This window comes from Nocardia arseniciresistens, assembly GCF_046764875.1.
GTDB lineage: Bacteria > Actinomycetota > Actinomycetes > Mycobacteriales > Mycobacteriaceae > Nocardia > Nocardia arseniciresistens.
Genome location: NZ_JBKORD010000033.1, coordinates 1 through 14,053 on the forward strand (window position 1 = coordinate 1; position 14,053 = coordinate 14,053).

15 protein-coding genes and 1 pseudogene are annotated in these 14,053 nt (G+C 64.2%); 8 read left to right on the forward strand and 8 right to left on the reverse strand.

Annotated elements, in window-relative coordinates; genetic code table 11:
* Positions 1-202 precede the first annotated feature (202 nt).
* The 3 genes from ACLMAJ_RS37360 to ACLMAJ_RS37370 are packed head-to-tail and all read left to right on the forward strand — an operon-like array spanning position 203 to position 968.
* Entirely contained in the window at positions 203-340 is a 138-nt protein-coding gene (locus ACLMAJ_RS37360; protein WP_412018642.1) for a hypothetical protein, read from the forward strand.
* Positions 337-591: a hypothetical protein gene (locus ACLMAJ_RS37365; protein ID WP_412018643.1), complete on the forward strand. Its 255-nt coding sequence runs from the start codon at positions 337-339 to the stop codon at positions 589-591. Before ACLMAJ_RS37360 ends, ACLMAJ_RS37365 begins: the two co-directional genes overlap by 4 nt.
* A 59-nt stretch (positions 592-650) precedes the next feature.
* Entirely contained in the window at positions 651-968 is a 318-nt protein-coding gene (locus ACLMAJ_RS37370; protein WP_412018644.1) for a recombinase family protein, read from the forward strand.
* A gap of 21 nt (positions 969-989) precedes the next feature.
* Here ACLMAJ_RS37370 and ACLMAJ_RS37375 read toward each other — a convergent pair whose 3' ends face one another.
* Positions 990-1,598, reverse strand: a complete 609-nt coding sequence (locus ACLMAJ_RS37375; RefSeq protein ID WP_412018645.1) for a TetR/AcrR family transcriptional regulator — start codon at positions 1,596-1,598, stop codon at positions 990-992.
* A 138-nt stretch (positions 1,599-1,736) separates the two neighbouring features.
* Between ACLMAJ_RS37375 and ACLMAJ_RS37380 the strand changes: the two genes are divergently transcribed.
* From ACLMAJ_RS37380 to ACLMAJ_RS37390, 3 genes and pseudogenes are all read left to right on the forward strand, one after another.
* Complete coding sequence (locus ACLMAJ_RS37380) at positions 1,737-2,555, forward strand: oxidoreductase (protein WP_412018646.1); 819 nt, start codon at positions 1,737-1,739, stop codon at positions 2,553-2,555.
* 1 nt (position 2,556) lies between these two features.
* Positions 2,557-3,561, forward strand: coding sequence for an NADP-dependent oxidoreductase (locus ACLMAJ_RS37385; protein WP_412018647.1), 1,005 nt, complete (start codon positions 2,557-2,559; stop codon positions 3,559-3,561).
* 11 nt (positions 3,562-3,572) lie between these two features.
* A pseudogene (locus ACLMAJ_RS37390) lies at positions 3,573-3,962 on the forward strand (alpha/beta fold hydrolase); the annotation flags it as partial.
* A gap of 57 nt (positions 3,963-4,019) precedes the next feature.
* On the opposite strand, the gene ACLMAJ_RS37395 reads toward ACLMAJ_RS37390, so the two are convergent.
* Both ACLMAJ_RS37395 and ACLMAJ_RS37400 read right to left on the reverse strand, forming a co-directional pair.
* Positions 4,020-4,259, reverse strand: a complete 240-nt coding sequence (locus tag ACLMAJ_RS37395; protein WP_412018648.1) for a DUF4158 domain-containing protein — start codon at positions 4,257-4,259, stop codon at positions 4,020-4,022.
* Positions 4,171-4,392: a MerR family DNA-binding transcriptional regulator gene (locus ACLMAJ_RS37400; RefSeq protein ID WP_412018649.1), complete on the reverse strand. Its 222-nt coding sequence runs from the start codon at positions 4,390-4,392 to the stop codon at positions 4,171-4,173. The genes ACLMAJ_RS37395 and ACLMAJ_RS37400 overlap by 89 nt, the downstream gene beginning before the upstream one ends.
* Positions 4,393-5,122: 730 nt before the next feature.
* Between ACLMAJ_RS37400 and ACLMAJ_RS37405 the strand changes: the two genes are divergently transcribed.
* Positions 5,123-5,404, forward strand: a complete 282-nt coding sequence (locus ACLMAJ_RS37405) for a WD40 repeat domain-containing protein (RefSeq protein WP_412018650.1) — start codon at positions 5,123-5,125, stop codon at positions 5,402-5,404.
* Positions 5,405-5,516: 112 nt separating this feature from the next.
* On the opposite strand, the gene ACLMAJ_RS37410 is transcribed toward ACLMAJ_RS37405, so the two are convergent.
* The 4 genes from ACLMAJ_RS37410 to ACLMAJ_RS37425 all read right to left on the reverse strand — a co-directional run bounded on the left by ACLMAJ_RS37410 (position 5,517) and on the right by ACLMAJ_RS37425 (position 11,710).
* Complete coding sequence (locus ACLMAJ_RS37410; protein ID WP_412018651.1) at positions 5,517-6,722, reverse strand: cytochrome P450 family protein; 1,206 nt, start codon at positions 6,720-6,722, stop codon at positions 5,517-5,519.
* Between the two features lie 219 nt (positions 6,723-6,941).
* A complete protein-coding gene (locus tag ACLMAJ_RS37415) occupies positions 6,942-8,213 on the reverse strand; it encodes an ABC transporter substrate-binding protein (RefSeq protein WP_412018652.1) in 1,272 nt (423 codons plus the stop codon).
* A gap of 36 nt (positions 8,214-8,249) precedes the next feature.
* Positions 8,250-9,026 (reverse strand): ABC transporter ATP-binding protein, encoded by a 777-nt coding sequence (locus tag ACLMAJ_RS37420; protein ID WP_412018653.1) that lies wholly within the window; start codon positions 9,024-9,026, stop codon positions 8,250-8,252.
* Complete coding sequence (locus ACLMAJ_RS37425) at positions 9,023-11,710, reverse strand: ABC transporter permease subunit (RefSeq protein WP_412018654.1); 2,688 nt, start codon at positions 11,708-11,710, stop codon at positions 9,023-9,025. Before ACLMAJ_RS37425 ends, ACLMAJ_RS37420 begins: the two co-directional genes overlap by 4 nt.
* Before the next feature lie 397 nt (positions 11,711-12,107).
* On the opposite strand from ACLMAJ_RS37425, the gene ACLMAJ_RS37430 reads away from it, so the two are divergent.
* Complete coding sequence (locus ACLMAJ_RS37430) at positions 12,108-13,088, forward strand: uroporphyrinogen decarboxylase/cobalamine-independent methonine synthase family protein (protein ID WP_412018655.1); 981 nt, start codon at positions 12,108-12,110, stop codon at positions 13,086-13,088.
* On the opposite strand, the gene ACLMAJ_RS37435 is transcribed toward ACLMAJ_RS37430, so the two are convergent.
* A complete protein-coding gene (locus ACLMAJ_RS37435) occupies positions 13,066-14,043 on the reverse strand; it encodes a helix-turn-helix transcriptional regulator (protein WP_412018656.1) in 978 nt (325 codons plus the stop codon). The two genes, ACLMAJ_RS37430 and ACLMAJ_RS37435, sit on opposite strands and share 23 nt — an antisense overlap.
* Between the last annotated feature and the right edge of the window lie 10 nt (positions 14,044-14,053).

Genomic DNA, 14,053 nt, shown 5'->3' on the forward strand with positions numbered 1-14,053 from the left:
CGGTCCGGCCGACTACACCGGATTAGCGCCTCCGCCGGAAGGGACGGCGGAACCTCATTGATCCGGGCAGCTCACCTGCCCGGCCACTGGACTTATCAATTCGAACGACAGTGACTGTATACCGACTGTCGTGGAATGTCTACACCCGGCACAACAGATTTTCGGCTATCGGTGTGCGGGCTTATTTACGCAGGTAGACGGGATGGTGGTGTCTGATCGAGGCCGCGTTCCGGTCACCCGGGTCACCAACCAGCACATGACACGGGGAATGCTCGTAGCCTGGGCCGCGCTCGATGCGGGCGGGCCACTCGCCGGTAGCGGCTTCGACGTGCATGGGTGAGCCACCCGAATCGTGCGTTTCTGACCGCCGGTAAGTCGGCGTTACCGACGGGGTTCGAGATGGCGGTCGGCACCCACGGCTGGCTCATTTCAATCGAAGGGAGCCCCTCGGTCAGGGCGTTCATCGAGGTCCGGGCCGATCTTGAAACCGACGCTTGCTACATCGTGCCGGGCATCGTGCGCGCGGAGCCGGGCATCTTCCATACGCAGTTGCCGCTGGTCCATTGGCGACCCGATCTGCGCGCGGAGTAAGGAGAAATGGGGTGCAGTAGGACCAAACACAGCACGCGTCGCGGTTACAGTTCGCAATCTTGAAACACCTGCTGGATCAGGGCATCGACACCTCAACCGTCGTCCGTATGTTCTTCCAAGTCCTCGGCGCGATAGTTGAATTCGAGCACGCCCTCATGTCTGAACGCACCCGTGATGGTCTGGCCGCGGCCCGGGCCCGTGTGCGCACCGGCGGTCAGAAGCCCAAACTCGGTACGCGGCAGGTGCAGTTGGCCCGGCAGATGTACGACGAACTCGACGACCACGGAAAGTGCCGCTACACCGTCGCCCAGATCGCGGCCGAATTCGGTGTCACCCGGCCCACCATCTACCGCCACCTCGGCCAGCCAACCCCGTAGCATCACCGCCCTCACCAGCGGCTACGTCATATCCGTTGTTTTTTCGGCGATTACCGGAACCCCGTCCAGCGCTGCTAGGGCGTTGCGGATGCCTTGCTCCAGCACATCGTCGGCGAGCCGTCGGTCGGCGAGGGTGCGGGCGAGCTGCAGGGTCCCGACCATCAGGGCGTAGACGCTGAGCACCTTGACCCGCGCGGACCGCGGATCGCGTGGCGCCAGCCGGGCGGCGATGTCGTCGATGATCCCGAGAACGCTGTCGGTGTACGCCTGTTTGGTCGGATCCGAGCACCGGCTTATCTCATCGAGTAGGGCGGCGGACGGGCAGCCGCCCTCGGGATTGTCGCGATGTTCGGGCGAGAGGTAGGTGCGCACCATCAGTTCGACCCCGGCGCGACCGGGTTCGAACGAGGTGAGCCACTCTCGCTGGCCGCGCAGTTGCTCGGAGACCGCGGTGGCGACCAGGTCCTCTTTGGACTCGAAATGGGCGTAGAAGGCGCCGTTGGTCAGGCCCGCGTCCTTCATGAGCGTGGCGATACCGGAGCCGTCGATGCCATCGCGCTTGAACCGGCGGCCGGCCATCTCGATGATCCGTTGCTTTGTCGCCAGCTTGTGCTCTTTTGCGTACCGCACCACGTGCTCCTCCGCTCGCGGGCCGTGTCAGCCCATTACCCATGCTAGTACGATCATAATTCAAATCCGCTCGAACCTTGCACGCAAGGTTCACTCCGGCTTATGATATTACGATCGTAATCTGAAAGGACGGAAGCCATGAAGACAACATCTCCGCAGGTGGCGCTGGTGACGGGCGCATCCTCCGGCATCGGGAAGGCCACCACGCTCACCCTCGCGCACGCCGGTTTCACTGTGATCGGAACGAGCCGCGACACCTCGCGCATCGCCCCCGGCAACGGCGTGGCGTTCCTGGACCTCGACGTGACCAGTGACGAGTCGGTCGCCAGTGTCGTCGAGCAGGTGCTCGAACGCTTCGGGCGGCTCGACGTGCTGGTCAACAACGCCGGGCTCGGTATCGACGGTGCCGCTGAGGAGATCTCGATGGCCCAGACACAGAGCCTGTTCGACGTCAACGTCTTCGGCCTCATACGTATGACGAAGGCCGTCCTGCCGCACATGCGCACCCGCGGCAGCGGGCGCATCATCAATGTCTCCTCCGTCGCCGGTTTCGTGCCCAACCCCTTCATGGCCAACTATGTGGCGACCAAGCACGCGGTCGAGGGGTATTCCGAGTCACTGGACCACGAAGTCCGGGAATACGGTGTGCGGGTGCTGAGGGTCCAGCCCGGCCCGGTCAACACTTCGTTCGACGCCAACCAGATACAGGCCGACACCCCGCTGGCGGTCTACGCGCACCGACGAGGCGTGTTCGAAGATGTCATGAGGGAGACGATGCGCGGCGGCGAGGATCCCGCCGACGTCGCCAAGGTGATCGCCACCGCAGCCGCCGACCCGAAACCGAAACTGCGCTACACCGCGGGTTCGACGGCCGCCCGCGTCAGCGTGCTGCGCCGCATCGCCCCCGCACGGGCCTTCGACAGGAGCGTTCGCAAACTCAACCGGATGGTGGACTGACATGCGGGCGTTCACCCTCGATCACTACGGAAAAACCAGCAACGACCTACAGGCCGCAGACGTGCCGCAGCCTGCGATGGGCGAACACGATGTGCTGGTCGAGGTGCACGCCGCGAGCGTCAACGTGCTCGATGCCAAGATCCGCAAGGGGGAGTTCAAGCTGATCCTGCCCTATCGCCTGCCGTTGATCCTGGGCAACGACGTGGCCGGTGTCGTGGTCCAGGTCGGCGCCCTGGTGCGGAAGCTCGAGATCGGCGACGAGGTCTACGCGCGACCGGACAAAGACCGCATCGGCACCTTCGCGGAGTTCATCGCCATCCACGAAGACGACCTGGCCGCGAAGCCCACACGTCTCACGATGACCGAAGCGGCCTCCGTCCCGCTGGTCGGCTTGACCGCCTGGCAGGCGTTGATCGAAATCGCCAACCTGCAGAAGGGGCAGAAGGTCCTCATTCACGCCGGCTCCGGCGGCGTCGGAACATTCGCGATCCAACTGGCGAAGCATCTCGGGGCGACCGTGGCCACGACTACCAGCACTGCCAACATCGACCTGGTCACCAGCCTCGGCGCGGATGTCGTGATCGACTATCGCAAGGACGACTTCAAAAACGTGCTCCGCGACTACGACGTGGTGATCAACAGCCTCGACAGCGCGACGTTGATGAAATCCCTGCACGTGCTGAAACCGGGCGGAAAGCTCATCTCGATCTCCGGCCCACCGGATCCCGACTTCGCCCGGGAAATCGGGCAGCCATGGATCCTGCGGCCGGTGATGCGTGTACTGAGCCATCGGATCAGGAAAGCCGCCAAGCGGCGCGGAATCAGCTATTCGTTCCTGTTCATGCGGGCAAGCGGAGACCAGCTCCGCGAGATCACTTCGCTGATCGACTCCGGGATCATCCGACCGGTCATGGACCGCGTCTTCCCCTTCGAGTCGACCAACGAGGCCATGGCCTACGTCGAAAAGGGGCGCACCAGAGGCAAAGTCGTCATCAAGGTGAGGTAGCCCAGCGCGCGGAAGCCACACTGACCTTCAAAGACCCGAAGGAATATCTTTTCTTCACCCGCACGCCCAACGGAAAGGTAGCGGCCCGGCAGTTCGTGAACCGACTCGAGGAACGCGCGGAAAACCGGGACACAGCGATTTCCGTCACCGCATTCCGCAACCAGCTCAAAGCCATCCACACGTGGGGAGGGCAGAACCCGTCCGACCTCAGCCTCCTCCACCATCCGGTCCTGGTCGCCAACGGTGACCAGGACCGGATGGTGCCCAGCGGCAATTCCACCGACCTGGCCCGGCGCCTGCCCAATGCCCATCTCACGCTCTACCCCGATGCCGGGCACGGCGGCATCTTCCAATATCACGACAAGTTCGTCGACGAAGCTGTCAATTTCCTCGACTCGTGATGTCCGGGCTCACGCCTTCGCCCCGATGACGAAGTGCTGCTCTGCCTACGGGAACGCTCAGTATCCACCGATGCCAGTCCTCGTCCGGGGCGTCCGGATCACGCAGCGGCCGGTGGCTGCCGTCGAGATCGGGCAGGTGGAAGCTGTAATGCCCGTCGAGGCGGATGTGGCGGCGTACGAACGCCGACAGCCGGGCACGTCGAGGGGATCAGGCAAGAATATCCCGAGATAACGCACGGTCACCAGCTGTAGACCGAAGCCGAGCTTGTTGTAGTCGCGACGCCGGTCGGCGATCAACTTGCGGTCGTAGCTGGTAGCGCGAGTAGCGGCGGTGCCCTCCGGCCGAGCGTTGCGGGGTCAAAAGTTCGGCGGCGTCGAGGCCGCGCAGAAACGCTTGGGTGACACCGAGGATTTCCGCGGCTCTGCCCATGCTGTAGGCGGGGTAATCATCGTCATCGAGTTTGTCGCGGCGCTGGTGCCGTCGGCGGGGTCGGTGTTCGGTTGTTGCACAGCACCTCTCGGCATTCAACGTCGGCAGGCCCCGGCGCGTGTGCGCCGGGGCCTGGGATCTACGGAAGAGGGGGATTGATATCAATTCTGTTCACCGGCCGCGCGGGCCGATGTTCTACACCGCATCCGGCACGTGCCGGGACACGGAACCGATAAATGACTACTCAGTGACCACCTCCTGGATTACCGGTCTAACCAGCGCGTTACCTCGCTGGCCCTGTTTCTTCGTCCTCCTCGGGCGGTCCGGCCGACTGCACCGGATTCTCTTCTCCGCCGAGGGGACGGGTGGAACTTCGTGTTCCGGGCAGTTCACCTGTCCGGCCTCTGGATCTTGTCTTCGAATGACAGTGACTGTATATCGACTCTCATAAGATGTCTACACCCGACACAACAGATTTTTGTCTGCAGGTGAAGATGTTTATTTCATTGATCTGGACCTCCGCACGACGCGCTGCTGTTCCACACCCGGCGTGGCACCCCGATCCGGTCGGCCTACCTCTACCAAGAAGCGTTCCTGCCCGCCCTGCGTGAGCTGGTCGAGGTCAACGATCAGGGCAACGTGGTGGTGGATCGGCTCGACGGTAGGCGGCCGAGTAACGAGGCGTACCGCTACCCCGTTAACTGCGACTAGCTGCAATACCGACAACACGGTGCGGATCTGGGATCCGATCGGTGGTCGACAGATCGGCGAACCGATCGAGCACGCCGCACCTGCCTTGGCGGCTGTCACCGGCCCCGACGGCCGGGTGCTGCTCGCGGCCGGGAGCCTGAACGGGCCGGTGCGGATCTGGGACACAGCCACCAGGGAAGAATATGGTCCGCCCCTGACCGGGCACACCGCGAGCGCGCCGCTCTCGCGGTGGGTGCGCCCGTATATGCGTTATCGATCGCGGCGGCGCAACAACCGGACGGTCCGCGGTTTCATCGGCTGATCGGGGGGAGGCCCGGGCTTGCCGTTCTCGACGTGGGGTAGGTGGTCGTCGAGGAGTTGCGGACGGACCTCGGTCCGGAGACCGAGGCACGCGCGCGGATTGATTTCGACCGTCAGGCAACGGGTTTCAAATGCACCGGGAGGCACAGCGGTCCGGACGTCATTATCTGGGGCGGGTACGGGAGCTGTTCGGGATCGCAGGCCAGGGTCAATTGGGGGAATCGGGCGAAGAGCGCGGACAATGCGATACGGATCTCCAGCCGGGCCAGCGGCGCGCCGAGACAGACATGCGGCCCACGGCCGAAGGCCAGCTGATCGCGATGGTCGTGGTCGATATCGAAGGTATCGGAATCGGCATAGTGCTCCGGATCCCGGCCGACTCCGCCGTACCACGTGATGAGCGCACCTGCGGGAATGTCGACTCCGGCGATCGTGACATCCTTCAGGGGCCAGCGGAGATTGACGGTGAACACCGACGAGCGGAACCGCAGGACCTCCTCCACGACATCGTTCCAGCGGGCCTCGGCCTGGGCTTTGGCGAGCTGTGCGGGGTGGGTGCACAGCGTGATGATCGCGTTGCCGAGCAGGTGCACGGTTGTCTCGTGCCCGGCTGCGATCGCCAACCACAGCATGCCCACCATCTCGTCGGTGCTGAGTCCGCTGCCGTCGGACTCGAGCAGCGCCGTGGTGAGATCGTCGCCGGGCGTGCGCCGTTTGCGCTCGATCAACTCCGCGAGGTACGCGGTCATCGCTTGCATCGCCGCCTGCATGTGCTCGGCGGTGCTGGTATGCGATACGAGTGTGGTGGTCCAGTCCCGGATCAGTTCTTGTTCCTCTTCGGGTACCCCGAACAGCTCGCAGATCACCCGCACGGGGAGCGGGGTGGTGAAGGCGGAGACGAGATCGACCGGGCTGCTGTCGAGAGGTAAGGCATCGATGAGTTCGGCGGTGATCCGCTGGATGCGCGGTTCGAGCGCGGCCACTCTGGCGGGTGTGAATGCCTTACTGATCGTCTTGCGCAGCCGTCGGTGATCCTCGCCGTCCTTGTTGAGCATGTGGTCCATGTCGGTGAGGGTGCGCATCGGCCAGTCGGCCGCGATGGTGCCATCGTGCAGTGCTGGGCAGTTCTTGGCATTCTTGCTGAAGAGCGTTCCGTCACCGGTGAGCAACTCGCTTACGGCGCGATGACTGACCGCCGCCCAGACCGCGACACCACCAGGAAATTCGATGGGAACGATAGGACCGCGCTGGCGGATGCGTTCATAGGTCTGCAAGACCGTCTCGCCGGGGGTGGGCAGCTGGATGACAGATTCCGTCATGTCGGCTCCAATGGTGTGATCGGCAGGTGGCACGACAGATCGTGTGAGTGCGTGCCAGGTCAGTGTCGATCGCGGACCGATGGGCGGCCCGGCGAATCGGTATCCTGTGCCTTGTAAACGAATTCCGAGACGCAAGAACATAACTCGGTGCTCGGATGTCGAATTGTCGAGGAATGCTTCGGCGAGGCGGCGGAACGCCACCGCCTCGCCGAATATGGGTCAGGACGGCGTGAGCGCCTTCATCAGCGCGGCGGCGGTTACCTGGTCGATGCACGTCGGCTTACCACCGTTGGCGGAGTGGAATTCACCGCCTTTGGTGCTTCCGGTGAAGTAACACAGCGGGAACCCCGGCTTGCCTTCGGTGAAGGTCAGTGGTGGAGCGAGACCATCGAGTGTCTCCTCGTGTAATGCGCGCAGCCCCTTGATCGCATCCACGCTGGTCGAAGCTGGGGAGAGGTCGGCAGCTTCGGCCGCCGCCAGGAACAGCTGCCCACCTGCCCACGGCCACAACAGCGGCGCGCTGAAGTCCCCGCTGCCCCGAAGGCCGGGAATGTATTTGTCGAGGGCGTCGCTGAAGTCCTTGATGGCCGGAATCGAGGTATCGGTGTACAGCGCGTTCGAGCCTGCGAAGATGCTGCCCTCGAAGTTCGGGTCCGTGGCCCATGCTCTTTGCAGGCTCACGCCGGTAGGAGCCTGAATCGGCCTATAACCTTGCTGCGCACAGGACGCCGCGATGCGCGAAATCGCCTCGACCGAGACGCCGGGGAATACGGCGTCCACCCCTTTTTCCTTGAATGCCAGACAGGGCGCGATGTAGTTCGGTGCGGCAATCGCGACTTTCTCCGCTGAGAATCCCAGCCCGGCCTGTTCGGCCATCGGCTTCAGCATCTGCGGAAGCTGCTCGCAGACCGGGATCTCGGCACAATAATAGACGCCGAGGGTCTTCGCGCCCGCCTGTTGGGCCTGAGCCACCTCACCCAACATCAGCACCGGCAGCGTGGTTCCGGAGGCGAAGAAGTTCGGATCGGTGATGAACGGGGCATCGACCGGCTGTCCGCCGATGACCGGAATACCCTTACTGTCGACGTAGTTCTGCCAACTCGAACTGACCAGGCTGGTCTGGCCGACGATTGCGACCACTTTGTCCTGTTCGACCAGTTTCTTCGCGACGGCCAGCGCGGTCGTCGGATTCTGCTCGTCGTCGTAGGCGACGAGCTTGACCGGGTGCCCGTTGATTCCACCACGATCGTTGACCCACGACGCCCAGGCCTGTAGCACATCGGTGGCGCGTCCCACCGATGCGGCGGCCGGGCCGGTGCAACTGCAAATCGACCCGATGACGATCGGATCGCCCGTCAGCCCGCCGTCGGACACCTTCACCGGCCCAACGGATTCGGACCCGCCGTTCGTCGAGTCGGCGGAACACGACGGGAGAGCGAGGGCCGCCGCCAGCACGGGCGCGACCCACCACAGAAACCTTGTCTTCTTCATTACTCCACTCCTATACGGATACGAGTATTCGATTCGCTACGCCCATTGCCCGGCCGCGGTTCCGGGTGGGTGTCCTGCCGGCGACGCCGGCAAGTCTGTGTGGCCGCCGTCGATGCCGAGATAGTTCTGCTGCACGGCATCTCGGTCGATATCTGCGGCGGGCCCGGCGAACGCGACCGTGCCGCGGCTGAGCAACACCACGTGGTCGGCCATCGTCAGTGCGCGGTCGACGTACTGTTCGACCAGCACAATCGCCGAGCCGGTGGTGCGCAATTCGCCGAGCGCCGCGAAGATCTCGTCCACGATCAGCGGCGCCAGGCCCATGGAAACCTCGTCGAGCAGGACAACCGATGGATCGGCCAGCCAGGCCCGCCCCAGTGCGACCATCTGCTGCTGGCCTCCGGACAGCGCGCCGGTCCGCTGATCGAGCTTCGCCCGCAGTGCGGGGAAGACATCGAGCACATCGTCGGCGCCGACCCGGCGCCACGGCGGCGTCATCAGGCGCAGGTTCTCCCGGACCGTCAAGTCCGCGAATACACCTCGGCCCTCGGGGATCAGGCATAACCCGGCACGGGCGCGGCGCACCGGGCGCGCACGGGTCAGATCGGCCCCGCCTATCGACACCGTCCCCGATCGCGTCTGTAGTTGCCCGGCGGCTACCCGCAGCAGCGTCGATTTTCCCGCGCCGTTCGGCCCGAGCAACGCCACGACCGACCGAGGTGCGACCGCGAGGTCGACGTCGTGGAGCACGATCGTGGAGCCGTATCCCGCGGTGATCGAGCGCAATTCGAGCGCGAAGTCGGTGCCGGTCATGCGACGGGCTCCGCCATCGGGCGCTCGTCGGTGATCGGTTCGCCGAGGTAGGCGTGCTGAACAACCTCCGAAGCCTGCACCTGCGCGGGCGAGCCGCGGAATATCAGTCGCCCGAAGTCGAGTACGAAGATCTCCTCGCAGATCTCGAGGACCAGCGACATGTCGTGCTCTACCAGGACGATTCCAATGCCGCGTGCGGCGACGACCTGCCGAAGGAGCTGCCCGAAGTGTGCGGTCTCCGAGCGATCGAGGCCCGCGCTCGGCTCGTCGAGCAACAGGATCCGGTACGGCCCGGCAAGACATCTCGCGAGCTCGACCAGTCTTCGTTGCCCGGTGGATAGTGCGCCGACGGGAGAATCCGCGATGGATTCGATACCGCACAATGCCATCGCGGAGGCCGTCGCGGTGCGCACCCTCCTGGCCTGTCGGTGGGCCGCGACCAGTTGGGCCAACGGGTTTGCCCCGGCGAGCGGACCTTCGGCTCCCATCGCGACGTTCTCGGCGACAGTAAGGGAATCGAATAGTTCGGTCTGTTGAAAGGTTCGCCCGATGCCCAGCCGCGCCCGGCGTGCAGTCGAGGCACGGCTGATCACCAGGTCTTGCAGTCGCACCTCGCCCGCGTGGGCTGGGACGAGACCGGTGCAGGCATCGAACGTGGTGGTTTTGCCCGCCCCGTTAGGGCCGATAAGTCCGGTGATCCGCCCGGTGCGCGCGTCGAACGAGAGGCCATCGACTGCCACTACGCCGCCGAAGCGAACCGAAAGATCGTGGACGTCCAGCACAGTTGTGGGCCGCTCAGTGGCGGGTTCCGTCGCGAAAACCGCAGCGGACCGGTTGCGACGAAACGTGTTGTCCAGCCGGGATCGAATCGAACCGGGAACCTCCAGGCGGCCCGCGGTGGCGGCCCGCAGCACCACCAGGATGCCGAACACGACCTGGAGCCACAGCGACATGCCGACAACTTGGATGTAGGACGGCACAAGGATGAGCGCCACCGCGGCCAGCAGCGGGTACCACGGCTCCCGGCCGACCACGATGACGATGACCGCGAAATAGGTGACCGATAGCAGCGGCTGGTAGTTGGCGGCCGAGGCAGTGGTCTGGGCCATTCCGGCGAGTGCGCCACCCAATGCCGCAAGAAATGCCGAAACGCAGAAGACGAGAACGCGGGTGACTTCGATTGCGACACCATTGGTCCGCAGCGCGGTCGGCGATTCGGCCAGACCCCGGAGCAATCGTCCGAGCCTGCCTTTGTCCAATGCCACCACTATCAGCGTGCCTACCGTGGCCAGTACCAACACCAGACGATAGAACGACGGGTCGGAGTCGAGTCCGAATACGCTGGGGCGCGGCATTTTCAGGCCCAGACCACTGGTGCCGAACATATAGGGCTCGCTGTAGAACATCATCTGAAGTACGACGCCGAATCCGAAGGTCGCCAAAGCCAAATACAGGCCGCTGAGACGAATGGCCGGAATCGATAACATCGCACCGATCGGCACGACTACCAGTCCGCAGCCGATAAGCGCGAGCGGCCACGGCAACCGCCAATCGACAGCCAGGTGTGAGAACGCGCATGCTCCGATCGCGGTGAAGGCCATGTGGCACAGCGAAACTTGACCGGACGTTCGGACCAGCAGGCCGAGTGACAGAAAAACGAGTGTCATCGCCAGCGCCACAGTCCAATCCGTCAAGTGGATGCCCGCGAACAACGGAACCAGCGCGAGCACCACCAACACCACGACCCCACCTGCGGATTGCAACACCGGTGGAGCAGTCCAACCGGACCGAATCCGCAGGACCGCCCGGTCCCGGTCCAACAGGTAGCGACGCGGCATGATCAGCAACACGAGGAACAACGCCAAGAACGGCAGTGCGGCGGGAACTCCCGCGGCCGGCCCGGTGGTGAAGTAGTGCGTTGCGAGCGCGGCGAGCACCCCGATCAGCAGTCCGCCGCCGAAACTCCAAGGCAGACTGGTGAATCTGCCGATGGCCGCCGCTCCGAACGCCTGGACGACCAGCAACGTCAATTGCATGGCATCGAGCGGAATCAACGGCGCGAACAGCACCCCGGACAGCGACGCCAAACCAGTGCCGACACACCAGGCCGATCGTCGCGTGCGCACCGAACTCGTCCCGGCCAGATCCAGCAACGCCGCATTCCCGACGACCGCGCGCATCGCGATGCCACTTCGGGTGAACCGCAGCGCGGCCGATAACGCGACAGTCGCGAATACCGCGACGCCGAATGTTGCTACATCCGACCACTGCACCTGCACACCGAAGGCCGCGAATCCGCCCTGGGGCAGGAAGATCGGAACGATGCGTGTCGTCGTCTGCCCGTAGTGCAGGGTCGTCCCCGCCTGGACAACCAGCAGAATGCCGACCGTCGCGGCGATCCGCAGTGCCAATGTCGCCCGGTCGACGACACGGGCCACCAATTCCAGTGCCAAGCCCATTGCCGGACCGATCCCGAGAACACAAATCGCCAGGGCAAGCTGCCATACGACACCGTCGATGACATGCAACGTGTAGAACGCGTACGCCGACACAGTGGCCATGGCGCCGTGGGCGAAGTTGAAGACCCCCGACGTCTTAAAGGTGAGCACCAAACCCGTTGCGGCCAGCCCATAAACCGAGCCGGATACAATTCCCGCGATCACGAACGGCAAGAGATCTGACACGATGTACTCCAAATTTTCGCTGATCGCCGACCGGCCGCGACCGTGCGGAAGTGCCGGCGTCGACTTGCCTGACCTGGTCGGCCGCTGATCGAACGGCTGGGGCGAGCTGTGCCAGGTCAGTGTCGACGGCTGCTGCACGCCTCGTCACGGGAACCCACGGCTCCTGCCTCGCAACAGAATTCGACGGCACAAAAACAATGCTCAGAATCGATGCGGATGCCGCCGGTGCGACACGAGTCCCCACTATCGAGAAGACCCGGAACCGTCGCCGAACCCTATTCCGTCGCTAGAGTTCCCCCGCACCGCTTTGCTGAAAGGACAGCCGACAGTGACGAATCTTTCTCTTCCAGTGACCTATCTGGTGGGTAGTGCCAACGCTCCGACACGGACGATGGCGATGCGGAAATTCGAATCGCTGTGGCATCATTTGCCCGCATTTCCGGAGGGGGATACGGCTTTTCCCGGCTGGATCATGCCGCGCCTGCGTGCCACCTTCGCACTTCCGGGCATGACGAAAGTCGACGACGGAAATATCGAGCTGGGATACGACGGCATGCCGGCCTACGAGTACAGGGGCGAAGCGGAACTCGAGATCCCTCCCGTGTTGCTCGGCTATCTCGATCAGGCGCAGGCGGCCAAACCGATTCTGGACCGCATGATCAACGAGCGCGGCGAACGGAAGCCCTACCAAGCAAATATCATCGACCCCTACGACCACGCCTTCTTCGCTCTCGGAATGGCTGGCGTCACCGAGCACTACGACTCATTCCGGAAACCGGCACTGGAGGAGATCGCGGCCATCCATCGGTTGTTCCACGGCGATGTGGTTTTCCAACTGGAGAGCCCAGGACGCATGGTGACGATGGAAACCATCGAGTCGGCGGAGGAACGCGCCGCAAAGGCTGTCGCGCTCGCCTCGGATCTGGTCGAGTTCGTGCGCCGTATGCCCGCGGGCGCCCGGGTCACCATCCATCTGTGCCGCGGCGATTGGGAACACACCAGCTGGATGAAGAAGATCAACGGATACGAACCGCTCGTCCTGCTGGCCAATGCGATCGTGGCGCAATGGCCCGAGGGCAGAACCCTGGAAGGAATTCATATCCCGCTTGCGGGCGCCGATGTGCCGCCACTTGTCGACGACCCGGACATCTATCGGCACCTGGAACAGTTGACCACTGACGTGCCGATCTACGCCGGTATCGTGCACGAGAAGGTCGATGCGGAACGAATCGTCACGGCACTAACCCAGGCCCGGCAGTACTACAGCCGCCCATTCGGTGGCCTCAGCACATCCTGTGGGATGGCTCGGATGACCGAAGCCGAGATGGATCGGGCATTGCGGTTGCTCGCGGAGCTCATGGAAAGAGTGACCGGGTAGCGCTCGGTGTCGCGGTGGTCGGGCCGAGAGGCGCTGTCGGCCGGACCGACTCGGCCAACCGCCGTTTCCGAAATTCTCGCGGCGTCTCGCCGTACCGCGCCTTGAAGGCGGTGGAGAACCAGGCGAGGGTGAAGCCGCTGCGCGCGGCGACCTCTCCGATTGTCGCTGTCGTTTCGGGGTTTTCGAGCATGGTCCGGGCCGCCCGCAGCGCTTCGTCCTGGCGCACTTCCCGATAGGTGGTGCCCGCCTGATGCAATGCGGTGCGCAGTTGTCGAGGCGACCAGCCCAATGCCCGCGCCGCCTCGGGCAGCCGGAGATCCGCTGCTCCGATGTGCTGGCGCACGTACTGTCGGACGGTCTCGGCGAGCTCGGTCAAATGAGTCTGCTGCGGGTGGGTATCGCCTACGGTCAAGAGGCACAGCAGCTCGGCGATCCGGTCGCAGACCGCGTTGAACTCCCGGCTCGTCAGCGCGGCTTGTTCGGCATGCAGATCGCGCATCATGCCCGCAGCGATCCTGCCGAGACCCGAGCCGAGATCGAGCACCGGCTGTCGTAGGCCGGATCGTGCGAACTCGGCGCGCGGTACCTGGAAGCCGTAGGCCACCGAGCCGGGGATATGCAGCCGGCACTGCCGATCCAGTGCCAGTACCGCCGCCTGCCCCGGTGCGATACGGGTGACGCCGTGCTCGTCGGCCGCGGCGAACTGTCCCCGCTGCGGGACGACCACCCAGTAGAAGTCCTCAGCCGAGGCCCGACGGATGTTCGACGGAGTGCGGAAGGCGATCCGGTCGCCGGGCTGATCCCAGCGCAGCAGCTGGTAGGTGGTTGTCTGCTGCACGGTCATCGCGACCTGCCAGCGCTCGGGTTCGCGGTAGCGATGATCCATCGGGACGATGCTGTTGGCGGTTTCGGTCCATTCGTCGACATCGTCGATATCCAGCTCGTAGTACTCCATTGCGACACCT